Raw genomic sequence first — 26,860 nt, forward strand, 5'->3', positions numbered from 1 at the left:
TTACGTCACCTCACGATGGTCGCGACAGGAAGCTTGTCGATCCGGATCGCCGACGCCTTGAACTCCGCCGTCCCCGCGATCGGGCAGTTCGCCTCGATCGTCAGCTGGTTGGTGTCCACCTCGTCGGGAAAGTGCATGGTCATGAAGGCGAGGCCGGGCCGCAGCGCCGGGTCGATCCACACCGGGGCCACCACCGCGCCGCGCCGTGAGGAGATCTGGACCTCCTCACCCACGACGACCCCGTACCGCTCGGCGTCCTCCGGGCACAGCTCGACGTACTCGCCGCGCCGCAGCGGGGAGGCGAAACTGCCGCTCTGCACCCCGGTGTTGTAGGAGTCGAGCCGGCGTCCGGTGGTGAGCCGGATCGGGAACTGGTCGTCGGTGAGGTCGACCGGCGGATCGTGCTGGACCAGCCCGAAGGGCGCGAGGCGGCCCCGCCTGGCCGGGTCCGGGTCCCACAACCGGCCGTGCAGATAGCTGGGTTCGATCCCGTCGGTGCTCGGGCACGGCCACTGGATGCCCTGGTGCTCCGCCAGGCGGTCGTACGTCATCCCGTAGTGGTCCGGCGAGACCGAGCGCAGCTCGTTCCAGACCGCCTCGGCGTCGGCGTACTTCCAGTCGTGGCCCAGGCGCGCGGCCAGGTCGCAGATGATGTCGATGTCCTCGCGCGCCTCGCCGGGCGGCGTGACGGCCCGGCGCACCCGCTGGACGCGGCGTTCGCTGTTGGTCGTGGTGCCGTCGGTCTCGGCCCACCCGGCGGTCGCGGGCAGCACGACGTCGGCGAGCTCGGCGGTCTTCGTCAGGAAGATGTCCTGCACGACCAGGAAGTCCAGCGCCTGCAGGCGGCGTACCGCCTGTCCGCTGTCCGCCTCGGACTGCGCCGGGTTCTCACCGATGCAGTAGACGGCCTTGAGCGTGCCCTCCTCCATCGCCTCGAACATCTCCGTGAGGTTCAGTCCGTAGTGCGGCTGGATGACGGTGTCCCAGGCGGACTCGAACTTCAGCCGGGTCTCGGCGTCGAGGATGTCCTGGAAGCCGGGCAGGCGGTTGGGGATCGCGCCCATGTCGCCGCCGCCCTGCACGTTGTTCTGGCCGCGCAGCGGCTGGAGCCCGGAGCCGTAGCGGCCGACGTGGCCGGTGAGCAGGGACAGGTTGATGAGCGCGCGGACGTTGTCGGTGCCGTTGTGGTGCTCGGTGATGCCGAGGGTCCAGCACAGCTGGGCGCGCTCGGCGCGGGCGTAGGCGTGCGCCAGCTCGCGGATCGCCTGGGCCGGTACGCCCGTCACCTTCTCGGCGAGCGACAGCGTCCACGGCTCGACGAGTGCCTTGTACTCCTCGAAGCCGCTGGTCGCCCGCTCGATGAACGCCTCGTTGGCGAGCCCGGCGTGGATGATCTCGCGGCCGATCGCGTGCGCCATCGGGATGTCGGTGCCGACGTTCAGCCCGAGCCAGCTCTCCGCCCACTCGGCGGTGGAGGTGCGGCGCGGGTCGACGGCGTGCATGCGCGCCCCGTTGCGGATGCCCCGCAGGACGTGCTGGAAGAAGATCGGGTGCGCGTAGCGGGCGTTGGAGCCCCACATCACGATGACGTCGGTGTGCTCGATCTCCTCGTACGACGACGTCCCCCCGCCGGAGCCGAAGGCTGCGGACAGGCCCGCGACGCTCGGGGCGTGGCAGGTGCGGTTGCAGGAGTCGACGTTGTTGGTGCCCATGACGACCCGGGCGAACTTCTGGGCGACGTAGTTCATCTCGTTCGTTGCGCGGGCGCAGGAGAACATGCCGAACGCGCCCTGCGCCGCGCGCAGTCCGCGTGCGGCGCGGTCGAGCGCCTCGTCCCAGGTGGCCGGGCGGAAGGGGGCGTCGCGCGAGTCCCTGACAAGGGGGTGCGTGAGCCGGGTGTAGGTCTTCGGGGACTGGCGTTTCCTCATGCGGCGCTCCTCAGCGCGAGCAGGTCCGAGATGGCGTGCACCGTGCGCAGGGTGGGCACGTCGACGCCGGTGATCTCCGCCAGCTCGACGACCGCGGCGAGCAGCACGTCGAGTTCGAGCGGTTTGCCGCGCTCCAGGTCCTGGAGCGTGGACGTGCGGTGGTCGCCCACCTTCTCGGCGCCCGCGAGGCGGCGTTCGATGGAGACGCCGACCTCGCAGCCGAGGGCCTCGGCGACGGCGAGCGTCTCGGTCATCATGATCTCGATGACCCGACGGGTGCCGCCGTGCAGGCACATCTGGCGCATGGTGGCCCGGGCGAGCGCGCTGATCGGGTTGAAGGAGATGTTGCCGAGCAGCTTCAGCCAGATGTCGTTGCGCAGGTCCGGTTCGACGGGGCACTTCAGTCCGCCGGCCAGCATGGCGTCGCTGAAGGCGGAGCACCGCCCGGACACGCTGCGGTCGGGCTCGCCGATGGAGAACCTGGTGCCCTCCAGATGCCGGACGACGCCCGGCCCCTCCAGTTCGGTGGCCGCGTACACCACGCAGCCGATGGCCCGTTCGGGCGCGAGCACCGCGCTGACCGAGCCGCCGGGGTCCACGCTCTCGATGCGGTGGCCGTCGTGGGGGCCGCCGTGGCGGTGGAAGTACCACCAGGGGATGCCGTTCTGCGCGGCGATCACCGCCGTGGTGCCGTGCAGCAGTGGCTCGATCAGCGGCCCGCACGCCGCGTACGAGTTGGCCTTCAGGCCCAGGAAGACGTAGTCGACCGGGCCGACTTCGGCCGGGTCGTCGGTGGCGTGGGCGTGCGCGGTGAAGTCACCGCGCGGGCTCAGCACCCGCACTCCGTGCTGCCTCATGGCCGCGAGATGCGGTCCACGGGCGATGAGATGCACGTCGGCGCCCGCGCGATGGAGCGCGGCACCGACGTAGGCGCCGATTGCTCCGGCGCCGAGGACTGCGACTTTCACAAGAACACTCCGTTCGGTTTGAGGGATACCGCGGAGATGGCCGGGGACGGCTTATGTCGACGAAATATTGTCTACAGTATGGAGGTTGGGTCGACAAGGGTCCGGGCGATGACCGTTCGGCGCAGGTTGGATACCGCTCACCGCATACGGTCGACTCCGCGTCTTCCCAACCCCCTTGATCCTTCCTAGCGTCCGGGATCCATGAGTCCCCCCGTCGCACCCCCGGGATGGAGCCGCTGGCTGGTCCCGCCCGCCGCGCTCTCCGTCCATCTCTCCATCGGGCAGGCCTACGCCTGGAGCGTTTTCAAGCCGCCCCTCGAATCCGCGCTCGGCCTCAGCGGCACCCAGAGCGCCCTGCCCTTCCAGCTGGGCATCGTCATGCTCGGCCTGTCGGCCGCGTTCGGCGGCACGCTCGTGGAGCGCAACGGGCCGCGCTGGGCGATGACCGTGGCGCTGGTCTGCTTCTCCTCCGGCTTCCTGCTGTCGGCGCTCGGCGCCGCCACGGAGCAGTACTGGCTGATCGTCCTCGGCTACGGCTTCGTCGGCGGGATCGGCCTCGGCATCGGCTACATCTCACCCGTCTCCACGCTGATCAAGTGGTTCCCCGACCGGCCCGGCATGGCCACCGGCATCGCCATCATGGGCTTCGGCGGCGGCGCGCTGATCGCCTCCCCGTGGTCCGCGCAGATGCTGGAGTCCTTCGGCTCCGACAGCTCCGGGATCGCGCTCGCCTTCCTGGTGCACGGGCTGACGTACGCCGTGTTCATGCTGCTCGGCGTGATGCTCGTGCGGGTGCCGCGCACCGAGCGGCCGGTGGCGTCCGGTCCGGCCGTGACCGAGGGCGTCCAGGTGTCGGCGAAGAACGCCGTGCGCACCCCGCAGTTCTGGTGCCTGTGGGTCGTGCTCTGCATGAACGTGACCGCCGGCATCGGCATCCTGGAGAAGGCCGCGCCGATGATCACGGACTTCTTCGCGGACACCGCCACCCCGGTGTCGGTGACCGCCGCCGCCGGCTTCGTCGCGCTGCTCTCGGCGGCGAACATGGCGGGCCGTATCGCCTGGTCGTCGACGTCCGACCTGATAGGACGCAAGAACATCTACCGCGTCTACCTGGGCGTCGGCGGGCTGATGTACCTGCTGATCGCGCTGTTCGGGGACTCGTCAAAGCCGCTGTTCATCCTGTGCGCGCTGGTGATCCTCTCCTTCTACGGTGGTGGCTTCGCGACGATTCCCGCCTATCTGAAGGACCTCTTCGGCACCTACCAGGTCGGCGCGATCCACGGCCGGCTGCTCACCGCCTGGTCCACCGCCGGTGTGCTCGGACCGCTGATCGTCAACTGGATCGCCGACCGGCAGGAGGAGGCCGGCAGGCACGGCGCGTCCCTGTACTCGCTGTCGTTCATGATCATGATCGGACTGCTGGCCGTCGGCTTCGTCGCCAACGAACTCGTCCGCCCCGTCCACCCCCGCCACCACATCCCCGCACCCCGTCAGGAGGCCGTCGATGCCGGACGACACCAGCCAGAGTCCGCCTGACCGGCGTCCGCTGATCGCGGTCGCCTGGCTGTGGGTGGGCGCACCGCTCGCCTACGGACTGTACGAACTCGTCAGGAAGGCCACACAACTGTTCACAGGATGAAGATGTCTGGATCTGCTGAGCGAACCACCTGGCCGGACGTTCGAGGCCCTGCGGGAAACCGACAAGCCGACGTTCCCATTCCTGTGCCTTCGCCTGCACCGTTACTCGTGAGTCGCTGACCAGACTGGTGGGTCCCGTATCCCGCAGCAACGAGGGGACCCCCATGAACGGCTCGCGCATCGCCGCCGTCGGCCACTACCAGCCCGCCAGGGTGCTCACCAACGAGGACCTGGCGGGCATGGTCGACACCAGCGACGCATGGATCACCAGCCGGGTCGGCATCCGCACCCGGCACATCGCCGGCCCCGACGAGCCGGTGGACGAGCTCGCCGCGCACGCCGCCGCCAAGGCGCTCGCGGCGGCCGGGCTGGCCCCCCACGACATCGACCTCGTCCTCGTCGCCACCTCGACGGCCGTCGACCGCTCCCCGAACATGGCCGCGCGGGTCGCGGCCCGGCTCGGCATCCCGAGGCCCGCCGCGATGGACGTCAACGTGGTGTGCGCCGGCTTCACCCACGCCCTCGCCACCGCCGACCACACCGTGCGGGCGGGTGCCGCCGCCCGGGCGCTCGTGATCGGCGCCGACAAGATGTCCGACGTCACCGACTGGACCGACCGCTCCACGTGCGTGCTCGTCGGCGACGGGGCGGGGGCCGCCGTCGTGGAGGCCTCGGCGGAACCGGGCGTGGGGCCGGTGCTCTGGGGCTCGGTGCCGGAGATGGGGCACGCGGTGCGGATCGAGGGGGAGCCCGCGCGGTTCGCGCAGGAGGGGCAGAGCGTCTACCGGTGGGCGACCACCCAACTGCCGCCGCTCGCCCGGCAGGCCTGCGAGCGGGCCGGGTACGCGCCGGCGGACCTCGCCGCGGTGGTGCTGCACCAGGCCAACCTGCGCATCATCGAGCCGCTCGCCGAGAAGCTGGGCGCCGTCAACGCCGTCATCGCGCGCGACGTCTGCGAGTCCGGGAACACCTCCGCGGCCAGCATCCCGCTCGCCCTGTCCAAGCTGGTGGAGCGCGGGGCGATTTCGAGCGGCGACCCGGTGCTGCTGTTCGGGTTCGGGGGGAACCTGTCGTACGCGGGGCAGGTCGTGCGCTGTCCCTGAGCGCCGGAGCGGACCGGAGTGTGACGAGGCCAACTACCGCTGCCGCTGGTCATTGTGCGCCGTAGACTGTAGACAAAAGGCAATTGATACTCTCTTTCCCAGGGCTTTACGGCTTCGGGGATTGCCCCGGCGTCGAATCTGCTGTGCACGGCCCAGCCAGGAGGGGACCGATGTTGTCGACAGGACTGCCGCAGGGTGCGGTACCCAAGCTCGAACGTCCCGGCCCACTGCGCGACCGCGTCTACGAGGCGTTGCTCGAACTCATCACCACCCGCGCCCTCCAGCCCGGCCAGCACCTGGTCGAGAGCGAACTCGCGGGGCACCTCGGCGTCTCCCGGCAGCCGGTGCGCGAGGCGCTGCAGCGGCTGAACACCGAGGGGTGGGTCGATCTGCGCCCGGCGCAGGGCGCGTTCGTGCACGAGCCGACCGAGGCGGAGGCCGACCAGCTGCTGACCGTGCGCACGCTGCTGGAGGCCGAGGCCGCCCGGCTCGCCGCGGCCAACGCGGGCAAGGCGGGCGTGGCCGTCCTGGAGGAGCTTTGCGCGGAGGGCGAGCGCGCGGTCGCCGCCGACGACGTGGACGGCGCGGTCGCGCTCAACGCCCGCTTCCACGCGAAGGTCATGGAGCTGGCGGGCAACGCGGTCCTCGCCGAACTGGCCGCCCAGGTCGACCGCAGGGTCCGCTGGTACTACACGCCGGTCGCCCGGCAGCGCGGAAAGCAGTCCTGGATCGAGCACCGCGAGCTGATCGCCGCGATCACCGCGCGTGACGAGCAGCGCGCGACGACCGTCATGCGCGCGCACACCGAGCACACCCGCAAGTCGTACCACGACCGCCCCCGCGGCTAGGGCCCGTTGCGGGAGCGGCGTCGTCGTCCGGGGGCGGCGGCGCGGCGCCCGGTGCGTGCGTGGTGCGGCAGACGCCACGTTCGCGACAGGCCCCGGATCCGCGCCGGGCCCTGGTCGACTCGGCCCCGGGCGCACGTAATCGGGTGTGCCGGGTGCGGTCCTGCGGGTGGCCGCACCCCCGGCCCCGTCCTGCTCTCTGATCACACCGCGTAAGCCCGGCTCTGGCCTCGCCGGGGCACCCTCGTCCCCATCTTTGTCCTGTGAGTGGAGAAAGTCCGCAGCAATTCGTGCGCACCTTCTTCCCAGTCCCGGCTGCCACTGCTACGTTCCCCCTCGAAAGCCGGACAGCGATGGCCGATTCGAGGCGGGGAGGGGCTCGTGAGACGCATGACCGCACGACCCGCGAACGCCCACCAGGCCAGACTGCTGAAGCTGCTGCGCGACGGCGGGCCCAACTCCCGGGCCCAGCTGGGCGATCAGGTCGACCTCTCGCGGTCCAAGCTGGCCGTCGAGGTCGACCGGCTGCTGGAGACGGGCCTGATCGTCGCCGACGGACTCGCCGCCTCGCGCGGCGGCCGCCGCTCGCACAACATCCGGCTCGCACCAGGCCTGCGCTTCCTCGGCGTCGACATCGGCGCGACCTCCATCGACGTCGCGGTCACCAACGCGGAGCTGGAGATCCTGGGGCACATCACCCAGCCGATGGAGGTGCGCGAGGGACCCGTCGCGGTCTTCGAGCAGGTCCTCGCCATGGCGGCCAAGCTGCGGGCCTCCGGGCTCGCGGAGGGCTTCGACGGCGCCGGCATCGGCGTCCCGGGTCCGGTCCGCTTCCCCGAGGGCGTGCCCGTGGCACCGCCGATCATGCCGGGCTGGGACGGCTTCCCCGTACGGGAGGCACTCAGCCAGGAACTCGGCTGTCCGGTCATGGTCGACAACGACGTGAACCTGATGGCGATGGGGGAGATGCACGCGGGCGTCGCACGCTCGGTGGGCGACTTCCTCTGCGTCAAGATCGGCACCGGTATCGGCTGCGGCATCGTCGTCGGCGGTGCCGTGCACCGCGGGACCACGGGCTCCGCGGGCGACATCGGGCACATCCAGGCCGTGCCCGACGGACGTCCGTGCGCCTGCGGCAACCGCGGCTGCCTGGAGGCCCACTTCAGCGGCGCGGCACTGGCCCGCGACGCGCTGGAGGCGGCCCAGCAGGGAGACTCGGCCGAACTCGCGGCACTGCTGGAGACGAACGGCATGCTCACCGCCGTCGATGTCGCCACCGCCGCCGCCGCGGGAGACGCCACCGCCCTCGAACTGATCCGGGAGGGCGGAAACCGCACCGGCCAGGTCATCGCCGGCCTGGTCAGCTTCTTCAACCCCGGCCTCGTGGTGATCGGCGGTGGGGTGACCGGTCTCGGCCACACCCTGCTGGCCGCGATCCGCACCCAGGTCTACCGCCAGTCGCTGCCGCTGGCGACCGGCAATCTGCCCATCGTCCTCGGGGAGCTGGGCCCCACCGCCGGTGTCATCGGCGCGGCCCGGCTGATCAGCGACCACCTCTTCTCACCCGCGTAGGCACCTGCCGCGCGCACCACCCGTACCGCGCACCACCCGGCACCGCGCACCACCCGGCACCGCGCACCACCCGGCACCGCGTACCACCCGAAGAGCGCACCACCCCGTACAGCCCACCGCACCGCCCTGCCCTGCTCCGCCCTGCCCTGAAACCGGCCCGCACGCCTGCCAAGGGGAACCCACATGGCCCCAGAACCACCCCTGCTCAGCATGTCCGGCATCACCAAGTCGTTCCCCGGCGTCCGCGCCCTGGACGGCGTCGATCTCGACGTCCAGGCCGGTGAAGTGCACTGTCTGCTCGGCCAGAACGGCGCCGGCAAGTCCACCCTGATCAAGGTGCTGGCCGGCGCCCATCAGCCCGACACCGGCACCATCCGCTGGCGCGGCGAGGACGTCACCCTGCGTTCGCCCATCGCCGCCATGCGCCTGGGCATCGCCACCATCTACCAGGAACTCGACCTGGTGGAGCATCTGTCGGTCGCCGAGAACGTCCACCTCGGCCACGAACCAACGGCCGCCGGGTTCGTCGTACGGCGCGGGACGGCCAAGGCGTCGACCGCCCAGCTGCTCAAGCGGCTCGGGCACCCGGAGATCGACCCGGCCCGGCTCGTCGGTGAACTGTCGGCCGCCCAGCAGCAGATCGTCTCCATGGCCCGCGCGCTCTCCCACGACGTCCGGCTGATCGTGATGGACGAACCGTCCGCCGCGCTCGACCCCGACGAGGTCGACAACCTCTTCCGGATCGTCGGCGACCTCACCGCCGACGGCGTCGCCGTCGTCTACATCTCGCACCGCCTGGAGGAGATCCGCCGGATCGGCGACCGGGTGACCGTGCTCAAGGACGGCCGGGCCGTGGCGGGCGGGCTGCCCGCGAAGTCGACGCCGACGCGTGAGGTGGTGGCGCTGATGACCGGCCGCAACGTCGAGTACGTCTTCCCCGAGCGGCCGGCCGCGCCGGCCCAGGGGGAACCGCTGCTGGAGGTGCGGGGACTGGAGCGCACCGGTGAGTTCGAGGCCTTCGACCTGACCGTGCGCCCCGGCGAGATCGTCGGCCTCGCGGGACTCGTGGGCTCCGGCCGCTCCGAGATCCTGGAGACCATCTACGGCGCCCGCAGGCCCACCGCCGGTCACGTCCTCGTCGAGGGCGAGCCGTTGAAGTCCGGCAGCGTACGCGCCGCCGTCCGCGCCGGACTCGGGCTCGCCCCCGAGGAGCGCAAGGCGCAGGCGCTGCTGATGCTGGAGTCGGTCACCCGCAACGTCTCGGTCTCCTCCATGTCCCGCTTCTCGCGGGGCGGCTGGATCGACCGCGGCGCGGAACTGAGCGCGGCGCGCGCGGCGACCCGCGAGCTGTCGCTGCGCCCCGACAATCCCTCGGTGCCCGTCCGCACCCTGTCCGGCGGCAACCAGCAGAAGGCCGTCCTGGCCCGCTGGCTGCTGCGCGGCTGCCGCGTCCTGCTGCTCGACGAGCCGACCCGCGGCGTCGACGTCGGCGCCCGCGCCGAGCTCTACGCGGTCGTGCGGCGCCTCGCCGACGAGGGACTCGGGGTGCTGCTGGTCTCCAGCGAGGTGCCCGAGGTGCTCGGCCTCGCCGACCGTGTGCTGGTGCTGCGGGAGGGGCGCGTCGTGCACACCGCGCCCGCCCGTGAGCTGGACGAACACCGCGTACTCGACCTCGTGATGGAAGGAAGCCCGGCGACATGACGCAGCCCGTCTCCCCGCCGCGGGACAGCGCCGACAAGGTGCCGACGGCCGTTCCACCCCCCGCCTGGCGCGGCAAGCTGTTCCGTGCCGACGTCCGCACCCTGTCGCTGCTCGGCGTACTCGCCGCGCTCGTGATCATCGGCGGCATCACCAAGCCGGACCAGTTCCTCGACACCCGCAACCTGCAACTGGTCCTCACCCAGGCCTCCGTGATCGGTGTCGTCACGGTCGGGATGACCTTCGTGATCATCTCCGGCGGCATCGATCTCTCCGTCGGCGCGATCGTCGCCCTCGCCTCCGTGTGGGCCACCACCGTCGCCACCCAGGAGTACGGTTTCGCCGGAATCCTGTTCACCGCGGTGCTCGTCGGCGTGGGCTGCGGGCTGGTGAACGGAGTCCTCATCGCCTACGGCGGGATGGTCCCGTTCATCGCGACCCTGGCCATGCTGGCCTCGGCCCGCGGACTGGCGCTGCAGATCACCGACGGCAGCACCCAGATCGTCACGGTGGACGGCATCCTCGACCTGGGCGAGCGCGACGCGTACGTCCTCGGGATCCCGCCGCTCGTCCTCGTCTTCGCGGTCGTCACGATCATCGGCTGGCTGGTGCTCAACCGCACCACCTTCGGCCGCCGCTCGGTCGCCGTCGGCGGCAACGCGGAGGCGGCACGACTCGCCGGCATCGACGTCCGCCGGCAGCGCCTGTATCTCTACCTGCTCTCCGGACTGTGCTGCGGCATCGCCGCGTTCCTGCTGATCATCCTGTCCGGATCCGGTCAGAACACCAACGGCAACCTCTACGAACTCGACGCCATCGCCGCCGCGATCATCGGCGGCACGCTGCTCAGCGGAGGCCGCGGCACCATCGTCGGCTCCGTGCTCGGCGTCCTGATCTTCACCACGATCACCAACATCTTCGCCCTGAACAACCTGCAGAGCGACGTCCAGCAGATCGCCAAGGGCGCGATCATCGTCGCCGCCGTGCTGGTCCAGCGCCGTACCGCGAGCACGACCTGAGGAAAGGGTTCACCGCCATGTCGCAACTCACCAGTCGCAGAGGACTGCTCTTCGGGACGGCCGCCGTCTCGGCCGGTGCCCTCCTCGCCGGGTGCACCAGCAACGAGCCCAAGGAGGAGGAGCGGGCCGCCGACAACCAGCCGGCCGCCGACGACAAGCCCGGCAAGCAGGTCACCATCGGCTTCGCCGGACCGCAGGCCGACCACGGCTGGCTCAACGCGATCAACGAGAACGCCAAGAGCCGCGCCGAGAAGTACCAGGACGTCACGCTGGAGATCACCGAGGGCTCCAACGACACCGCCGCGCAGATCGGCCAGATCGAGACCCTCATCAACAAGAAGGTCGACGTCCTCGTCATCCTGCCCGCCGACGGCAAGGCGCTCACCCAGGTCGGGCTCAAGGCCATGCGGGCCGGGATCCCGGTGATCAACCTGGACCGCATCTTCAACACCCCGCAGGCGTACCGCTGCTGGATCGGCGGCGACAACTACGGCATGGGCCTGAACGCCGGCCACTACATCGGGGAGAAGCTCAAGGACAAGTCCGGCGCCCGGGTCATCGAGCTGGCGGGCCTGGACAACCTGGAGCTGACCAAGCAGCGCACCCAGGGCTTCGACGACGCGCTGAAGAACTACCCGAACATCCGCAAGGTGGCCCGCCAGGCCGCCGAGTTCACCGTCGAGTCCGGCCAGGCCAAGATGGCCCAGCTGCTCCAGGCCCAGTCCAAGTTCGACGCGCTGTGGAACCACGACGACGACCAGGGCGTGGGCGCGCTGCGCGCCATCGAGCAGGCCGGGCGCGACGACTTCCTGATGGTCGGCGGCGCCGGTGCGCTCTCCGCGTTCCAGGCCATCGAGGCGGACGACGGCGTGCTGAAGGCGACGGTCCTCTACCCGCCGTCGATGGCCGCCTCGGCCATCGACCTGGCCCGTGCCCTCGGCCAGGCCAAGGGAGTCGGCGGCCTCGCCGAGTTCGAGATCCCGGCGTCGCTCACCTGCTACTCGGCCGTCGTCGACAAGACCAACGTCGAGCAGTACATGTCCACCGGCTTCAAGTGAGGCGCCCCGCCTGACGGGCCCGGCCCCAGTGAGGGGGCCGGGCCCGAACCCCCCACCGCGCCACGACGACGAGGAGGACATCCCCATGGCACAGCCGCAAGCGCCCGAAGGGGCCGACGCCGCGAAGCCCCCGCTGCGCATCGGCATGGTCGGCTACGCCTTCATGGGCGCCGCCCACTCCCAGGGCTGGCGCACCGCGGGCCGCGTCTTCGACCTGCCCCTGCGACCGGAGCTGGCCGTCATCTGCGGGCGGGACGAGACGGCGGTACGCGCGGCGGCGGACCGGTACGGCTGGGCGGCGGCCGAGACCGACTGGCGGGCGCTGATCGCCCGGGACGACGTCGACGTGGTCGACATCTGCACCCCCGGCGACAGCCACGCCGAGATCGCGCTCGCGGCGCTGGCCGCGGGCAAGCACGTCCTGTGCGAGAAGCCCCTCGCGAACACCGTCGAGGAGGCGGAGGCGATGACCGCCGCCGCCGAGGAGGCTCACGGACGCGGCCAGTTGGCCATGGTCGGCTTCAACTACCGCCGGCTTCCCGCCACCGCGTTCGCCCGGCAGATGGTGGCCGAGGGCCGCCTGGGCACATTGCGACACGTCAGGGTGTCGTACCTCCAGGACTGGCTGGTCGACCCGCAGGCCCCGCTGACCTGGCGGCTGCGCAAGGAGATGGCCGGCTCCGGCTCGCTCGGCGACCTCGGCGCGCACATCGTCGACCTGGCGCAGTACCTGGCGGGGGAGCAGCTGGCCGGCGTGTCGGCGCTCACCGAGACCTTCGTACGGGAACGGCCGCTCGCCGGAGCCGTCCGTGGTCTGGGCGCCGCCTCGGCCGACGGGACCGGGCAGGTCACCGTCGACGACGCCGCCCTGTTCACCGCCCGCTTCGCCTCCGGTGCCCTGGCCTCCTTCGAGGCCACCCGGTACGCCACCGGCCGCAAGAACGCCCTGCGCATCGAGCTCAACGGCGAGCGCGGCTCGCTCGCCTTCGACCTGGAGCGGCTCAACGAGCTCTGGTACCACGACGGCACCGAACCCGGCACCCGGGCCGGCTTCCGCCGGATCCTCGTCACCGAACCCGACCACCCCTACGTGGACGCCTGGTGGCCGCCGGGCCACGGCCTCGGCTACGAGCACTCCTTCGTCCACCAGGCCCGGGACCTGGTCCACGCGGTCGCCGAGGGGCGGCTGCCCGAACCCTCCTTCGCCGACGGGCTGCAGGTGCAGCGCGTGCTCGCGGCGGTGGAGGAGAGTGCCGAGAAGAACTCCGTCTACACCCCGATCGCTCTCTAGGAGGCGTCGGTCATGCCGCGCACGTTCACACTCTTCACCGGCCAGTGGGCCGACCTGCCGCTCGAAGAGGTCTGTCGCCTCGCCCGTGACTTCGGTTACGACGGTCTCGAACTGGCCTGCTGGGGCGACCACTTCGAGGTCGACAAGGCCCTCAGCGATCCTGCCTACGTCGAGTCGAGGCACCAGCTGCTCGACAAGTACGGCCTGAAGTGCTGGGCGATCTCCAACCACCTGGTCGGCCAGGCCGTCTGCGACGCCATCATCGACGAGCGCCACCAGGCCATCCTGCCCGCCCGGATCTGGGGCGACGGCGAGGCGGAGGGCGTGCGGCAGCGCGCCGCGGCCGAGATCGCCGACACCGCGCGGGCCGCGGCGGCGTTCGGCGTCGACACCGTCATCGGCTTCACCGGCTCCGCCATCTGGCACCTGGTCGCGATGTTCCCGCCCGCCCCCGAGGCGATGATCGAGCGGGGCTACGAGGACTTCGCCACGCGCTGGAACCCGATCCTGGACGTCTTCGACGCCGAGGGCGTCCGGTTCGCCCACGAGGTGCACCCGAGCGAGATCGCCTACGACTACTGGACGACCCGGCGTGCCCTGGAGGCCGTCGGCCACCGGCCCGCCTTCGGGCTGAACTTCGACCCCTCGCACTTCGTGTGGCAGGACCTCGACCCGGTCGGCTTCCTGTGGGACTTCCGCGACCGCATCTACCACGTGGACTGCAAGGAGGCCCGCAAACGCCTCGACGGCCGCAACGGGCGGCTCGGCTCGCACCTGCCCTGGGGCGACCCGCGCCGCGGCTGGGACTTCGTCTCCGCGGGGCACGGTGACGTGCCCTGGGAGGACGTCTTCCGCATGCTGCGCTCCATCGACTACCAGGGCCCGATCTCCGTCGAGTGGGAGGACGCCGGCATGGACCGGCTCCAGGGCGCCCCCGAGGCCCTGGCCCGCCTGAAGGCCTTCGACTTCGAGCCCCCCAGCGCGTCCTTCGACGCGGCGTTCAATAGCTGATCGACCCACCCCGCGACTGCTTGGGGACGGGGGCCGGAATCACCGCCGGTCCCCCCTCCGACCTGCCCGGATACCGCTTTGTCCAGTGATGGGAGAAAGTTCAACAGGTCCTGGCCCAAGGGGTGTTCGGCCGCGACGCAAGCGGTTACCGTCCCTGAAGTATTCAGGACACATCCACCTCCGGGGTGACGGCGCACCCCGGCGCCCGCACCGCACGTCCACGCACCCATTCCGTACGGCCCACCCCGTTCCCGGAGGGACTTCGTGCACAGCACCAGACTCAGAAGTACCCGCACCACGAGGCGTCCCAGGCTTCGTACCGCCCTTGCCCTGTTCACCGGCCTGCTGCTGGCCGTGGGCACCCCGGCGACCGTCGCCGGCGCCCACCCCGGCCACCCCGAACACGACGAACCGGCCGCCGAGGGGCAGTTCCAGCAGGTGCCGCTCGCCAAGGGCGAGCCCGAGATGGGCGAGCCGATGTCGCTCGCCGTGCTCCCCGACCGCAGCGTCCTGCACACCTCGCGCGACGGCACGCTGCGCCTGACCGACCAGGGCGGCGTCACCAAGGTCGCCGGCAAGATCCCCGTCTACAGCCACGACGAGGAAGGCCTGCAGGGCGTCGGCATCGACCCGGACTTCGAGAACAACCGGGCGATCTACCTCTACTACGCCCCGCCGCTCGACACCCCCGCGGGCGACGCCCCGGAGAGCGGCACCCCCGAGGAGCTCGCGAAGTTCGACGGCGTCAACCGCCTCGCCCGCTTCGTGCTGAACCCCAACGGCACGCTGGACATGGCGAGCGAGAAGAAGGTCCTGGACGTCGCGGCCTCCCGTGGCACCTGCTGCCATGTCGGCGGCGACATCGACTTCGACGCGGACGGCAACCTCTACCTGTCGACCGGCGACGACACCAACCCCTTCTCGTCCGACGGCTACACGCCGATCGACGACCGCGAGGGCCGCAACCCCGCCTTCGACGCCCGCCGCAGCTCGGGCAACACCAACGACCTGCGCGGCAAGATCCTGCGCATCAAGGTCGGCGAGGACGGCTCGTACACCGTTCCGGAGGGCAACCTCTTCGCCCCGGGCACCGAGAAGACCCGTCCCGAGATCTACGCGATGGGCTTCCGCAACCCGTTCCGGATGAGTGTCGACGACAAGACCGGCATCGTGTACGTGGGCGACTACGGCCCCGACGCGGGCGCCGCCAACCCGAACCGGGGCCCGGCGGGACAGGTCGAGTTCGCCAAGGTCACCGAGGCCGCCAACTTCGGCTGGCCGTTCTGCACCGGGAACAACGACGCCTACGTCGACTACGACTTCGCCACCGGCACCTCCGGTGAGAAGTTCGACTGCGCCGCCCCGAAGAACACCTCGCCGCACAACACGGGCCTGGTCGACCTGCCGCCCGCGCAGGCCGCCTGGATCCCGTACGACGGCGGATCCGTGCCCGAGTTCGGCAGTGGCTCCGAGTCCCCGATGGGCGGCCCGGTCTACCGCTACGACGCCGACCTCGACTCCAGCGTGAAGTTCCCCGAGGCCTACGACGGCGACTTCTTCGCGGGTGAGTTCGGCCGCCGCTGGATCAAGCGGATCGAGCAGAACGAGGACGGCTCGGTCGCGAAGATCAACGACTTCCCGTGGACCGGCACCCAGATCATGGACATGGAGTTCGGCCCCGACGGCGCGCTCTACGTCCTGGACTACGGCGTGTCCTGGTTCCAGGGCGACGAGAACTCCGCGCTGTACCGGATCGAGCACGCCGAGGACGGCTTCTCCCCGATCGCCGAGGTGAGCGCCGACAAGACGTCCGGCGCGGCCGGCCTGAGGGTCGCCTTCACCGGTTCCGCGACGGACGCCGACTCCACGGACCTCACCTACAGCTGGGACTTCGGTGACGGCACCACGGGCGAGGGCCTCAAGCCCACCCACCGGTACAAGAAGGTCGGCACCTACACCGCCACCTTCACCGCCAAGGACGCCGAGGGCAACACCGGCAACGCCAGCGTCCGGATCGTGGTCGGCAACACCGAGCCCAAGGTGCGCATCGACGTCCCGGCCAACGGCACCCTGGCCGCGTTCGGCGAACCCGTCCCGTTCAAGGTGACCGTCACCGACCCCGAGGAGACGATCGACTGCTCCAAGGTCAAGGTGGCCTACAGCCTCGGCCACGACTCCCACGCCCACGAGCTGACCAGCGAGATGGGCTGCGAGGGCACCCTGAAGCCGCCGCCCGGTGACGGCGGACACGACCCCAACGCCAACATCTACGGCGTCGTCGGCGCCAGCTACACCGACGGCGGGGCCAACGGCCAGGAGGCCCTGACCGGCACCGCGCGCACCGTGCTCCAGCCGCCGCACCGCCAGGCCGAGCACTTCGGTGCCCAGTCCGGCATCAGGACCTACGACAAGGCCGGCGCCAACGGCGGCAAGACCGTGGGCGACATCAACGACGGCGACTGGATCTCCTTCAGCCCCTACCGGTTCGACGGGCAGAGGAAGATGACCGTGCGGGCCTCCTCCGGCGGCGCCGGCGGCTTCGTCGAACTGCGCACCGGTTCGCCCGAGGGCCCGCTGCACGGCTCGGCCTACATTCCGCCGACCGGCAGCTGGGACACCTTCCAGAACGTCGACGTCCCGCTGCGTGCGCTGCCCAAGGGCACCACGGAGATCTACCTGGTCTTCCGGGGCGGCGAGGGCGCGCTCTACGACGTGGACGACTTCGAGTTCTCCAAGGAGCCGTTCAAGGGCGGCAAGAAGGTCCTGGTCTTCTCCAAGACCGCCGGCTTCCGGCACGACTCCATCCCGGCCGGCATCGCGGCCCTGAAGGAGCTCGGCGCACCGGCCGGCATCACGGTCGACGCGACCGAGGAGGCCGGGCAGTTCACCACGGCCAACCTCGCCAAGTACGACGCCGTGGCCTTCCTGTCCACCACCGGTGACGTCCTCAACGCCGCCCAGCAGACGGCGTTCGAGAACTTCGTCAAGAACGGCGGCGGCTACATGGGCATCCACGCCGCCGCCGACACCGAGTACGCGTGGGAGTTCTACGGCGGCCTCGTCGGCGCCTACTTCGACTCGCACCCGGCCATCCAGAAGGCCACGGTCCGCGTCGAGGACCACGACCACCCGTCGACCTCGCACCTCGGCGAGGCCTGGGAGCGCACCGACGAGTGGTACAACTACCGCACCAACCCGCGTGAGCAGGCCAAGGTCCTCGCCACCCTGGACGAGACCACCTACCAGGGCGGCACCATGAAGGGCGACCACCCGATCGCCTGGTGCCAGAGCTACGGCGGCGGCCGCTCCTTCTACACCGGCGGCGGCCACACCAAGGAGTCCTACGCCGAGGAGGCCTTCCGCGCCCATCTGCTCGGCGGTCTGCAGTACGCCACCGGCCAGGTCAAGTCGGACTGCAAGCCGAGCACGGACTACCGGAAGATCTTCAACGGCCAGACCCTGGACGGCTGGAAGCAGGCCGGCCCCGGCAAGTTCAACGTCAAGGGCGGCGCCCTGGAGTCCGAGGGCGGCATGGGTCTGCTCTGGTACCAGGCCAAGGAACTGAAGTCGTACTCCCTCAAGCTCGACTGGAAGATGCAGGGCGACGACAACTCCGGGATCTTCGTGGGCTTCCCCGCCTCCGACGACCCCTGGTCCGCGGTGAACAAGGGTTACGAGATCCAGATCGACGCCACCGACGCGCCCGACCGCACCACGGGCTCCGTCTACTCGTTCAAGTCGGCGAACATCAAGGCCCGTGACCAGGTCCTGCGTCCGCCCGGACAGTGGAACTCCTACGAGATCAAGGTCCAGGGCGAACGCCTCCAGGTGTTCCTCAACGGAGTCAAGATCAACGACTTCACCAACAAGGACCCCCAGCGGAGCCTGACCGACGGTCACATCGGCCTCCAGAACCACGGAGCCGACGACCAGGTGTCCTTCCGCAACATCCAGTTGAAGGAACTGCCCACCACGGGCGGCTGAGCGGACGGCGGGCGGGGGACGCCGGACCCCCGCCCGCCGTCTTTGTCCCGCCGCCCGGGGTTCGCGCTCGACAAGGAGGCTGCCCATGTCCGCGTCCCTTACCCGACCGCGTGTGGGGGTGTGGCTGATCGGAGCACGAGGCTCCGTCGCCACCACCGTCGTCACGGGTTGCGCCGCCGTCACCGCGGGACTGCACCCACCCACCGGCATGGTGACCGAGACGTCACCGTTCACCGACAGCGGCCTGCCCGCGCTGTCCGACCTCGTCTTCGGCGGTCACGACACCGTCGACTGCCCCCTGCCCAAGCGCGCCGAGACCCTCACCGCGGGCGGTGTGATCCCGCCCGGCGTCGCCGCCGCCGTGAGCGCCGAACTCGCCGCCGCCGACCGTGAGATCAGGCCCGGCGGGCCCACCCCTGGGGACACCAGGAGCCAGACCGAACTGATCACGGCCTTCGCCGACGACATACGCGACTTCGTGCGCCGCAACGCACTGGAGCGTGCCGTGGTCGTCAACGTCGCCTCCACCGAACCCGCGTCCCAGGGGCCGGACGCCCCGCTCCCGGCCAGCACCCTGTACGCCCTGGCGGCGCTGCGGGCCGGCTGCCCCTACGTGAACTTCACCCCGTCCGAGGGCCTGCACCACCCCGTCGCCGCCCGGGAGGCGGAGCACAGCGGGCTGCCCTACGCCGGCCGGGACGGCAAGACCGGCCAGACCCTCCTGCGGGCCGTGCTGGGCCCGATGTTCGCGCAGCGCGCGCTGACCGTACGGGCCTGGTCCGGGACCAACCTGCTCGGCGGCGGCGACGGCGCCGCCCTCGCCGACCCGGCCGCCGCGGCGGCGAAGAACGCGGGCAAGGAACGCGTCCTCGCCGACACCCTCGGCACCGTTCCCGAGGGCGAGGTGCACATCGACGACGTCCCGGCCCTCGGAGACTGGAAGACCGCCTGGGACCACATCGCCTTCGACGGATTCCTCGGCACCCGCATGGTCCTCCAGACCATCTGGCAGGGCTGCGACTCGGCCCTGGCGGCGCCGCTGGTCCTGGACCTGGCACGCCTGACCGCCCGCGCCCACCAGGTGGGCGTCTCCGGGCCGCTCGGCGAACTCGGCTTCTACTTCAAGGACCCGGTCGGGGACGGGCCCGCGAGCCTGGGGGAGCAGTACGTGGCACTGGGCCGGCTGGCGCAGCGACTGCGCGCCGCGGGGCCGGGTACGGCCGCGGACGCGGATGCGCTCGCGGGAGCGGGGCCCGCCTGGCCCGAGGAGCGGACCCAGGACGACGGCACCGGCACCGAGGACGAGGGCAGCCAGGGGACGCGGGCATGAGCCGTAGCCGGGCCTGGGCCGAACTGCTGCGTCTGCCCGCCCTGTTCACCGTCCCCGGGGACGCCCTGAGCGGCGCGGCGGCCACCGGCGTCGCGCCCAACTCCCGGACCCTGCTCGCCATCGGCTCCTCCCTCTGCCTCTACGAGGCCGGCATGGCCCTCAACGACTGGGCCGACCGGGAGGAGGACGCCGCCGAACGCCCCCACCGCCCGCTGCCCTCGGGCCGTATCCAGCCGTCCTCCGCGCTCGCCGCGGCCTGCGCCCTCACCGCCGCCGGACTGGCCCTCGCCGCCCGCGCGGGCCGCCCCGCCCTGACGGTCGCCGCACCCCTCGCGGCCACCGTCTGGGCCTACGACCTCGCTCTGAAGCACACCCCCGCGGGCCCGGTGGCCATGGCCGCCGCCCGCGGCCTGGACCACCTCCTCGGTGCCGCCGCCACCAGCGGCCGCACCCGTGAGGCCCTGCCCTCCGCCGCCCTCCTCGGCACCCACACCCTCGCGGTCACCACGGTCTCCCGCCGGGAGACCCAGGGGGGTTCGTCCCTGCCACCCCTGGCCGCCCTCGCCGCGACGGCCCTGCTCAGCCGCCTGGTGGCACGCGGCAGGGCCGCAGCCGGTGCCGGGACCGGCCCGGGCACGGCCGCGCACGACCGGCCCGCCCTCACACTCGACGGCGCGCTGCGCATCGCGCTGGCCGGCGCCTACGCCGCCACCGCGGGCCGCCCCTACGCACACGCCGCCCTCAACCCCTCACCGCCCCTGACCCAACGGGCCGTCGGCGGCGGCATCCGCGCCACCATCCCCCTCCAGGCCGCGCTCGCCGCCCGCGCCGGGGCCGGCCTGACCGCCGTGGCCATCGCCGCGCTCGCCCCGATCGGACGCAGGTACGCGAGGAAAGTGAGCATCACATGAGCCACCGGCCCCACCCGGCGCGGCACCCCCGTGAACCCGCCCCGCCCCAGGCCCCCCTGCGCTTCGGCTACGGCACCAACGGCCTCACCGACCTCCGGCTCGACGACGCCCTCGCGCTGCTCGCCGACCTCGGCTACGACGGCGTCGGTCTCACCCTCGACCACATGCACCTCGACCCCCTCGCCCCGGACCTCCCGGCACGCACGCGCCGGGTCGCGCGGCGCCTCGACGCGCTCGGTCTCGGCGTCACCGTGGAGACGGGCGCCCGCTACGTGCTCGATGCGCGCCGCAAGCACGGGCCCTCCCTCCTGGACCCGGAGCCCGACGACCGCGCCCGGCGCGTGGACCTGCTGCTGCGGGCCGTCCGGGTCGCCGCCGACCTGGGTGCCCACGCCGTGCACTGCTTCAGCGGGATCCTGCCGCCCGGCACCGACGAGGACACGGCGTGGAAACGCCTGGCCGACAGCCTCGCCCCGGTCCTGGACGCGGCGGCCGCCGCCGGCGTCCCGCTCGCCGTCGAACCCGAGCCCGGCCATCTGCTCGCCACCCTCGACGACTTCCACCGCCTGCGCCGCACCCTCGGCGACGACGGCGACCCCGGCGTCCTGGGACTGACCCTCGACATCGGCCACTGCCAGTGCCTCGAACCGCTCCCGCCCGCCGACTGCGTCCGGGCCGCCGGACCCTGGCTGCGGCACGTCCAGATCGAGGACATGCGCCGCGGTGTGCACGAGCATCTGCCGTTCGGGGAAGGGGAGATCGACTTCCCGCCGGTGCTCGCGGCCCTCGCCGCCACCGGCTACCAGGGGCTGACCGTCGTCGAGCTGCCCCGCCACTCGCACGCGGGCCCCCACCACGCCGGGCTCTCCCTCCCGTTCCTGCGCGCCGCCGCCCCACCACCCGCCGGACCGGTCCCACCCCCGACCCCGCCCGGCGCACCCCACGGCGAACCCTCCGCCCTCTCCGAAGGGAGCATCCCGTGAAGCACCCCGACGCCGCCGCGGCGACCCCGGCGGCGAGAACCGGCGACCCGGGCGGCACCGAGGGCGGCGACCCCGGCTCGCTCGCCGCCCTGCGCGCCCACCTCGCCTCCCACCTCCCGGGAGCCGCCCGCGCCTGGCTCGACCAGGCACTCGCGGAGGCCGCCGCCCACCCCGGCACGCACGGGCCCATCTCCGTGTGGGAACTGCGCATCGCCGAGGCGGGCCGCCGGTGCGGGGACGAGCACGCCGACGCGGCCCGGGTGCTGGTCCTGCACGCCGCCGGCGCCGACCCGGACTCGCTCGCCCGCGTCTACCGCCAGGGCACCGGCGCCGAACGCCGCGCCGTGCTGCACGCCCTGCCCCACCTGGTGGCCGGACCCGAGGGCCTCCCGCTGATCGAGGACGCCCTGCGCACCAACGACACCCGGCTCGTCGCCGCCGCCGTCGGCCCCTACGCCGCGCGGCACCTCGACGCGCACAACTGGCGCCACGCCGTACTGAAGTGCCTGTTCACCGGCGTCTCCGTGGACAGCGTCGCCGATCTGGAACGGCGTGCGAACGGGGACACCGAACTGGCCCGCATGCTCGGCGACTACGCCACCGAACGCACCGCCGCGGGCCGTGCCGTACCCGAGGACCTGCACCGTGTCCTGGCCCTGACCGATCCCGCCGCCGCACCGCGGGGATCGGACACCCCCCACGCCAAGGAGTCCTGATGCGCATCTTCGACCCCCACATCCACATGACGTCCAGGACCACCGACGACTACGAGGCCATGCACGCCGCCGGTGTGCGCGCCGTCGTCGAGCCCGCCTTCTGGCTCGGGCAGCCTCGTACGTCGCCCGCGACCTTCCTCGACTACTTCGACTCCCTGCTCGGCTGGGAGCCCTTCCGCGCCGCCCAGTACGGCATCGCCCACCACTGCACGATCGCCCTGAACCCCAAGGAGGCCAACGACCCGCGCTGCCTGCCCGTCCTCGACGAACTTCCCCGCTATCTCGTCAAGGACCAGGTGGTGGCCGTCGGCGAGATCGGCTACGACTCGATGACACCCGCCGAGGACACCGCGCTCGCCGCCCAGCTCCAGCTCGCCGCCGACCACGAGCTGCCCGCGCTCGTGCACACCCCCCACCGCGACAAGCTGGCCGGTCTGCGCCGCACCCTCGACCTGGTGCGGGAGTCCGCCCTGCCGGCGGACCGCGTCCTGATCGACCACCTCAACGAGACCACCGTCAAGGAGGCCAAGGACGGCGGCTGCTGGCTGGGCTTCTCCGTCTATCCGGACACCAAGATGGACGAGGAGCGGATGGTGGCGATCCTGCGGGCCTACGGGACCGAGCAGGTGCTGGTGAACTCCGCCGCCGACTGGGGCCGCAGCGACCCGCTCAAGACCCGCAAGGTCGGCGACCTGATGCTCGCGGAGGGCTTCACCGAGGACGACGTCGACCAGGTGCTGTGGCGCAACCCCGTCGCCTTCTACGGCCTCAGCGGCCGGCTGAACCTCGACATCGCCACGACCGACGCCACCCACGAGGGCAACTCCATCCTGCGCGGCGGGGAGTGAGCCATGCGCTTCCGCCACCCGGACGGCTCCACGGTGCACCTCGCCTACTGCACCAACGTCCACCCCGCCGAGACCCTCGACGGCGTCCTCGCGCAACTGCGTGACCACTGCGAACCGGTCCGCCGCCGCCTCGGCCGCGACCGGCTCGGCATCGGCCTGTGGCTCGCCAAGGACGCCGCCCACGCGCTCGTCACCGACCCGTCCGCGCTGCGCACCCTGCGCACCGAACTCGACCGGCGCGGACTGGAGGTCGTCACCCTCAACGGCTTCCCCTACGAGGGCTTCGGCGCCGAAGAGGTCAAGTACCGCGTGTACAAGCCGGACTGGGCCGACCCCGAGCGCCTCGAACACACCACCGCCCTCGCCCGCGTCCTCGCCGGTCTCCTCCCCGACGACGTCACCGAGGGCAGCATCTCCACCCTGCCGCTCGCCTGGCGCACCGCCCAGGACGCCCCGCGGGCCGACGCCGCCCACGCCGCCCTGCGCACCCTCGGCGAACGCCTCGACGCCCTCCAGGAACTGACCGGCCGCTCCCTGCGCGTCGGCCTGGAACCCGAGCCCGGCTGCGTCGTCGAGACCACCGGGGACGCCATCGGCCCGCTGACCGCGATCGCCCACGACCGCATCGGCATCTGCGTCGACACCTGCCATCTCGCCACCTCCTTCGAGGATCCGCACACCGCCCTCGACGCCCTCGTCCGCGCCGGTGTCCCGGTCGTCAAGTCCCAGCTCTCCGCGGCCCTGCACGCCGAGCACCCGCATCTCCCCGAGGTGCGCGAGGCCCTCGCCGCCTTCGACGAGCCCCGCTTCCTGCACCAGACCCGCACCGCCACCGCCGCCGGTCTGCGCGGCACCGACGACCTCGGTCCCGCCCTGGAGGACGCCGCCCTGCCCGACGCCTCACCGTGGCGCGCCCACTTCCACGTCCCGCTGCACGCGGACCCCGCGGCGCCCCTGACCTCCACGCTCGCCGTGCTGAAGAGCGCGCTGGCCCGGCTCGTCGGCGGGGCCACCCCGCTCACCCACCACCTCGAGGTCGAGACCTACACGTGGCAGGCCCTCCCGCCGGAGCTGCGGCCCCGCGCCCGCACCCAGCTGACGGACGGCATCGCGGCCGAACTCACCCTCGCCCGTGACCTGCTGACGGACCTCGGCCTCAAGGAGCTGCCGTGAACGCCCCCGCCCCAGCACGCCCCACCCCGCTCCTCGTGCTCGACGTCGTGGGCCTCACCCCCCGCCTCCTCGACCACATGCCGCACCTCAAGACCCTCGCCCAGTCCGGCGCCCACGCCCCGCTGGGCACGGTCCTGCCCGCCGTCACCTGCGCCGCCCAGTCCACCTTCCTGACCGGCACCATGCCCTCCGAGCACGGCATCGTCGGCAACGGCTGGTACTTCCGCGAACTGGGCGACGTCCTGCTGTGGCGCCAGCACAACGGCCTCGTCGCCGGCGACAAGCTCTGGGACGCGGCCCGCCGCGCGTACCCCGGCTACACGGTCGCCAACATCTGCTGGTGGTACGCCATGGGCGCGGACACCGACATCACCGTCACCCCCCGTCCGGTCTACTACGCCGACGGCCGCAAGGAACCCGACTGCTACACCCGCCCGCCCGAGCTCCACGACGAACTCACCGAGGAGCTGGGCACCTTCCCGCTGTTCCACTTCTGGGGGCCCGGCGCGGACCTCGTCTCCAGCCAGTGGATCATCGACGCGACCCGGCACATCCTGCGCACCCGCCACCCCGACCTCGCGCTGTGCTACCTCCCGCACCTCGACTACGACCTCCAGCGCTTCGGTCCCGACGACCCGCGCTCGCTGAAGGCGGCCGCGGACCTGGACGCGGCCGTGGCCCCGCTGCTGGACGACGCGCGGGCGCAGGGCCGTACCGTCGTCGTGCTCTCCGAGTACGGCATCACCCCGGTGAGCCGGCCCGTCGACATCAACCGGGCGCTGCGCCGCGCGGGCCTGCTGGAGGTGCACACGCAGGACGGCATGGAGTACCTGGACCCGATGGCGTCACGGGCCTTCGCCGTCGCCGACCACCAGATCGCCCATGTCTACGTGCGCCGCCCCGAGGACCTCGACGCGACCCGGGCCGCGCTCGACGGGCTGCCCGGCATCGAGCAACTCCTCGACGACGAGGGCAAGAAGGCCCACCATCTCGACCATCCGCGGGCCGGCGAACTGGTCGCCGTCGCGGAGCCGGACGCCTGGTTCACGTACTACTACTGGCTCGACGACGGGCGCGCCCCCGACTTCGCGCAACTCGTCGAGATCCACCGCAAACCCGGCTACGACCCGGTCGAGCTCTTCATGGATCCCCTCGACCCCTACGTCAAGGTGAAGGCGGCGACCGCGCTGGCCCGCAAGAAGCTCGGTATGCGCTACCGCATGGCGGTCGTGCCGCTGGATCCCTCACCCATTCGCGGCAGCCACGGCCGCCTCCCCGGGAGCGACGACGACGGCCCGCTCCTCATCTGCTCCACCCCCCGCGCACTCGGTGACCGCGTCCCGGCCACCGAGGTGAAACAACTCCTGCTCCGACTCGCCGGACTCGGCTGAGATCCAGCCACCGGAGTGGAACACACGGCACTGACAACGGCCGGTCCCGGCGGCACCGGGCCGGCCACGACCGAGAAGGCAGGCCATTCGTGACCCTGTATTCCGACCCTTCCCGCACCGCGGCCGCCACCGAAGCCACCGCCGACGCCCCCGACGAGGGACTGCGCCGCAGCCTCGGAGTGGACCGGCGCCGTTTCCTCAGCACCTGCACCGCCGTGGCGGCCGGAGCGGTAGCCGCCCCGGTCTTCGGCGCCGCTCCGGCCCTGGCCCAGGACCGCGGCAGAGACCACGGCCACGGCCACGGGCACGGCCACGGCCACGGCCACGGAGGGGACGTTCTCGTCCCGGCGCACAAGCGCGGCATCATCCTCTACACGGTCCGTGACGCCACCGCCCGCGACCCCCTCGCCACCGACCTGCCCTCCGGGTTCCGCGAGGTCTTCAAGCAGCTGGCGCGGCACGGCTACCGGCAGGTGGAGTTCGCGGGCTACCGCCAGCACGCCAACGCGCCCGGCGGTGCCGACCTGGAAACCGTCGCGGGTGCCAGGCTGCTGCGCTCCTGGCTGGACGACTACGGTCTGCGCGCCCAGGGCAACCACGGCTTCATCCCGTCGTCCTGGCCGCTGACCACGGCGGACCTGGACACCTTCAAGAAGCACCTGGAGATCGCCAACATCATCGGCATGGACCACATGGGCACCGGTGGCGACCCCACCGGCAGTTCCTACCGTGCCGACTGGGACGTGGCCGCCGACAAGTGGAACGCCCTCGGCGAGATCGCCCGCCGCGAGGGCATCAAGCTCTACACCCACAACCACGACGGCGCGTACGGCTTCCTGCTCGACCGGGGCCCGCTGGACGACCAGGGCCGGCCGACCCGCAGCTCCGGCATCCGCAAGCTGGAGTACTTCCTCAAGGTCACCGACCCGAGGGTGGTCTGGCTGGAGATGGACATCTTCTGGGCGCACGTGGCCCAGTACAAGTTCCACACGTACACCGCCGCAGACGGCTCCACCCGCAGGAACGTCTTCGACCCGGCGGGCCTCGTCGCCTGCCACAACAAGCGCTACCCGCTGTTCCACGCGAAGGACGGCGTCGTCAGCACGACCAACGGCATGGGGTACGACATGGTGCCCTTCGGAACCGGGGTCATCGACTACACGACGTTCTTCTCGCGGGTCGGGGACCGCAACTACCACAACCCGATGGTCGAGGACGACAACTCCCCGAGCGCCACCGACCCGGGGCAGTCGCTGCGTGAGGCCAAGATCAGCTACGACAACATGGCGGCCCTGCGCAAGCGGCGCCGCTGATCCACACGCGAATCGGGCGGCCCTTCCCCCAGCTGGGGGAAGGGCCGCCCGGTCCGTTCTCGGTGCCTCGTGCGGCCTCG

General features: G+C 71.8%; 21 protein-coding genes. 19 read left to right on the forward strand and 2 right to left on the reverse strand.

Annotation, left to right across the window (positions count from 1 at the left end):
• Positions 1-5: 5 nt before the first annotated feature.
• Both ACIP2X_RS01240 and ACIP2X_RS01245 read right to left on the reverse strand, forming a co-directional pair.
• Complete coding sequence (locus ACIP2X_RS01240) at positions 6-1,928, reverse strand: molybdopterin oxidoreductase family protein (RefSeq protein WP_401665898.1); 1,923 nt, start codon at positions 1,926-1,928, stop codon at positions 6-8.
• On the reverse strand, positions 1,925-2,896 hold the full coding sequence (locus tag ACIP2X_RS01245; RefSeq protein WP_401665900.1) for a 2-dehydropantoate 2-reductase: 972 nt from the start codon (positions 2,894-2,896) through the stop codon (positions 1,925-1,927). Before ACIP2X_RS01245 ends, ACIP2X_RS01240 begins: the two co-directional genes overlap by 4 nt.
• A 201-nt stretch (positions 2,897-3,097) precedes the next feature.
• Between ACIP2X_RS01245 and ACIP2X_RS01250 the strand changes: the two genes are divergently transcribed.
• From ACIP2X_RS01250 to ACIP2X_RS01340, 19 genes are all read left to right on the forward strand, one after another.
• Positions 3,098-4,432 carry an OFA family MFS transporter gene (locus tag ACIP2X_RS01250; protein WP_401665903.1) on the forward strand — a complete coding sequence of 445 codons (1,335 nt, stop codon included), beginning with the start codon at positions 3,098-3,100 and terminating at the stop codon, positions 4,430-4,432.
• Complete coding sequence (locus ACIP2X_RS01255) at positions 4,401-4,535, forward strand: hypothetical protein (RefSeq protein ID WP_401665905.1); 135 nt, start codon at positions 4,401-4,403, stop codon at positions 4,533-4,535. The genes ACIP2X_RS01250 and ACIP2X_RS01255 overlap by 32 nt, the downstream gene beginning before the upstream one ends.
• A 163-nt stretch (positions 4,536-4,698) precedes the next feature.
• The gene (locus ACIP2X_RS01260; RefSeq protein WP_401665908.1) at positions 4,699-5,637 is read left to right on the forward strand and encodes a beta-ketoacyl-ACP synthase III; all 939 of its coding nucleotides are present in this window, start codon (positions 4,699-4,701) and stop codon (positions 5,635-5,637) included.
• Between the two features lie 170 nt (positions 5,638-5,807).
• Complete coding sequence (locus ACIP2X_RS01265; RefSeq protein ID WP_401665911.1) at positions 5,808-6,485, forward strand: GntR family transcriptional regulator; 678 nt, start codon at positions 5,808-5,810, stop codon at positions 6,483-6,485.
• Between the two features lie 387 nt (positions 6,486-6,872).
• A complete protein-coding gene (locus ACIP2X_RS01270; RefSeq protein WP_401665913.1) occupies positions 6,873-8,054 on the forward strand; it encodes an ROK family transcriptional regulator in 1,182 nt (393 codons plus the stop codon).
• A 183-nt stretch (positions 8,055-8,237) separates the two neighbouring features.
• Positions 8,238-9,755 carry a sugar ABC transporter ATP-binding protein gene (locus tag ACIP2X_RS01275; protein WP_401665916.1) on the forward strand — a complete coding sequence of 506 codons (1,518 nt, stop codon included), beginning with the start codon at positions 8,238-8,240 and terminating at the stop codon, positions 9,753-9,755.
• Positions 9,752-10,771: an ABC transporter permease gene (locus tag ACIP2X_RS01280; RefSeq protein WP_401665918.1), complete on the forward strand. Its 1,020-nt coding sequence runs from the start codon at positions 9,752-9,754 to the stop codon at positions 10,769-10,771. Before ACIP2X_RS01275 ends, ACIP2X_RS01280 begins: the two co-directional genes overlap by 4 nt.
• Positions 10,772-10,788: 17 nt before the next feature.
• Entirely contained in the window at positions 10,789-11,829 is a 1,041-nt protein-coding gene (locus ACIP2X_RS01285) for a substrate-binding domain-containing protein (protein WP_401665921.1), read from the forward strand.
• 85 nt (positions 11,830-11,914) lie between these two features.
• Complete coding sequence (locus ACIP2X_RS01290; RefSeq protein ID WP_401665925.1) at positions 11,915-13,120, forward strand: Gfo/Idh/MocA family protein; 1,206 nt, start codon at positions 11,915-11,917, stop codon at positions 13,118-13,120.
• Positions 13,121-13,132: 12 nt separating this feature from the next.
• Positions 13,133-14,131 carry a sugar phosphate isomerase/epimerase family protein gene (locus ACIP2X_RS01295; RefSeq protein ID WP_401665928.1) on the forward strand — a complete coding sequence of 333 codons (999 nt, stop codon included), beginning with the start codon at positions 13,133-13,135 and terminating at the stop codon, positions 14,129-14,131.
• A gap of 264 nt (positions 14,132-14,395) precedes the next feature.
• Positions 14,396-18,115, forward strand: coding sequence for a ThuA domain-containing protein (locus ACIP2X_RS01300; RefSeq protein WP_401665930.1), 3,720 nt, complete (start codon positions 14,396-14,398; stop codon positions 18,113-18,115).
• An 85-nt stretch (positions 18,116-18,200) separates the two neighbouring features.
• Positions 18,201-19,445: an inositol-3-phosphate synthase gene (locus ACIP2X_RS01305; protein ID WP_401665932.1), complete on the forward strand. Its 1,245-nt coding sequence runs from the start codon at positions 18,201-18,203 to the stop codon at positions 19,443-19,445.
• A complete protein-coding gene (locus tag ACIP2X_RS01310; RefSeq protein WP_401665934.1) occupies positions 19,442-20,356 on the forward strand; it encodes an SCO3242 family prenyltransferase in 915 nt (304 codons plus the stop codon). Before ACIP2X_RS01305 ends, ACIP2X_RS01310 begins: the two co-directional genes overlap by 4 nt.
• Positions 20,353-21,339, forward strand: a complete 987-nt coding sequence (locus ACIP2X_RS01315) for a sugar phosphate isomerase/epimerase family protein (RefSeq protein WP_401665937.1) — start codon at positions 20,353-20,355, stop codon at positions 21,337-21,339. Before ACIP2X_RS01310 ends, ACIP2X_RS01315 begins: the two co-directional genes overlap by 4 nt.
• Positions 21,336-22,055: an EboA domain-containing protein gene (locus tag ACIP2X_RS01320; RefSeq protein WP_401665939.1), complete on the forward strand. Its 720-nt coding sequence runs from the start codon at positions 21,336-21,338 to the stop codon at positions 22,053-22,055. Before ACIP2X_RS01315 ends, ACIP2X_RS01320 begins: the two co-directional genes overlap by 4 nt.
• Positions 22,055-22,903, forward strand: a complete 849-nt coding sequence (locus tag ACIP2X_RS01325; protein WP_401665942.1) for a TatD family hydrolase — start codon at positions 22,055-22,057, stop codon at positions 22,901-22,903. Before ACIP2X_RS01320 ends, ACIP2X_RS01325 begins: the two co-directional genes overlap by 1 nt.
• A gap of 3 nt (positions 22,904-22,906) precedes the next feature.
• Complete coding sequence (gene eboE / locus ACIP2X_RS01330) at positions 22,907-24,076, forward strand: metabolite traffic protein EboE (RefSeq protein WP_401665944.1); 1,170 nt, start codon at positions 22,907-22,909, stop codon at positions 24,074-24,076.
• Positions 24,073-25,467 (forward strand): nucleotide pyrophosphatase/phosphodiesterase family protein, encoded by a 1,395-nt coding sequence (locus ACIP2X_RS01335; protein ID WP_401665947.1) that lies wholly within the window; start codon positions 24,073-24,075, stop codon positions 25,465-25,467. Before eboE ends, ACIP2X_RS01335 begins: the two co-directional genes overlap by 4 nt.
• Positions 25,468-25,556: 89 nt before the next feature.
• A complete protein-coding gene (locus ACIP2X_RS01340; RefSeq protein WP_401665950.1) occupies positions 25,557-26,780 on the forward strand; it encodes a sugar phosphate isomerase/epimerase family protein in 1,224 nt (407 codons plus the stop codon).
• Positions 26,781-26,860 lie beyond the last annotated feature (80 nt).

This window comes from Streptomyces sp. NPDC089424, assembly GCF_044749345.1.
In the GTDB taxonomy this organism is placed as follows: Bacteria; Actinomycetota; Actinomycetes; order Streptomycetales; family Streptomycetaceae; genus Streptomyces.

Excerpts from the sequence above, each read along its gene's own strand:
- ACIP2X_RS01240 (WP_401665898.1), bottom strand. The coding sequence starts at position 1,928 with ATGAGGAAACGCCAGTCCCCGAAGACCTACACCCGGCTCACGCACCCC.
- ACIP2X_RS01305 (WP_401665932.1), top strand. The coding sequence starts at position 18,201 with ATGTCCGCGTCCCTTACCCGACCGCGTGTGGGGGTGTGGCTGATCGGA.
- ACIP2X_RS01275 (WP_401665916.1), top strand. The coding sequence starts at position 8,238 with ATGGCCCCAGAACCACCCCTGCTCAGCATGTCCGGCATCACCAAGTCG.
- eboE (WP_401665944.1), top strand. The coding sequence starts at position 22,907 with ATGCGCTTCCGCCACCCGGACGGCTCCACGGTGCACCTCGCCTACTGC.
- ACIP2X_RS01285 (WP_401665921.1), top strand. The coding sequence starts at position 10,789 with ATGTCGCAACTCACCAGTCGCAGAGGACTGCTCTTCGGGACGGCCGCC.
- ACIP2X_RS01325 (WP_401665942.1), top strand. The coding sequence starts at position 22,055 with ATGCGCATCTTCGACCCCCACATCCACATGACGTCCAGGACCACCGAC.
- ACIP2X_RS01280 (WP_401665918.1), top strand. The coding sequence starts at position 9,752 with ATGACGCAGCCCGTCTCCCCGCCGCGGGACAGCGCCGACAAGGTGCCG.
- ACIP2X_RS01255 (WP_401665905.1), top strand. The coding sequence starts at position 4,401 with ATGCCGGACGACACCAGCCAGAGTCCGCCTGACCGGCGTCCGCTGATC.
- ACIP2X_RS01295 (WP_401665928.1), top strand. The coding sequence starts at position 13,133 with ATGCCGCGCACGTTCACACTCTTCACCGGCCAGTGGGCCGACCTGCCG.
- ACIP2X_RS01310 (WP_401665934.1), top strand. The coding sequence starts at position 19,442 with ATGAGCCGTAGCCGGGCCTGGGCCGAACTGCTGCGTCTGCCCGCCCTG.
- ACIP2X_RS01250 (WP_401665903.1), top strand. The coding sequence starts at position 3,098 with ATGAGTCCCCCCGTCGCACCCCCGGGATGGAGCCGCTGGCTGGTCCCG.
- ACIP2X_RS01315 (WP_401665937.1), top strand. The coding sequence starts at position 20,353 with ATGAGCCACCGGCCCCACCCGGCGCGGCACCCCCGTGAACCCGCCCCG.
- ACIP2X_RS01265 (WP_401665911.1), top strand. The coding sequence starts at position 5,808 with ATGTTGTCGACAGGACTGCCGCAGGGTGCGGTACCCAAGCTCGAACGT.
- ACIP2X_RS01290 (WP_401665925.1), top strand. The coding sequence starts at position 11,915 with ATGGCACAGCCGCAAGCGCCCGAAGGGGCCGACGCCGCGAAGCCCCCG.
- ACIP2X_RS01260 (WP_401665908.1), top strand. The coding sequence starts at position 4,699 with ATGAACGGCTCGCGCATCGCCGCCGTCGGCCACTACCAGCCCGCCAGG.
- ACIP2X_RS01270 (WP_401665913.1), top strand. The coding sequence starts at position 6,873 with ATGACCGCACGACCCGCGAACGCCCACCAGGCCAGACTGCTGAAGCTG.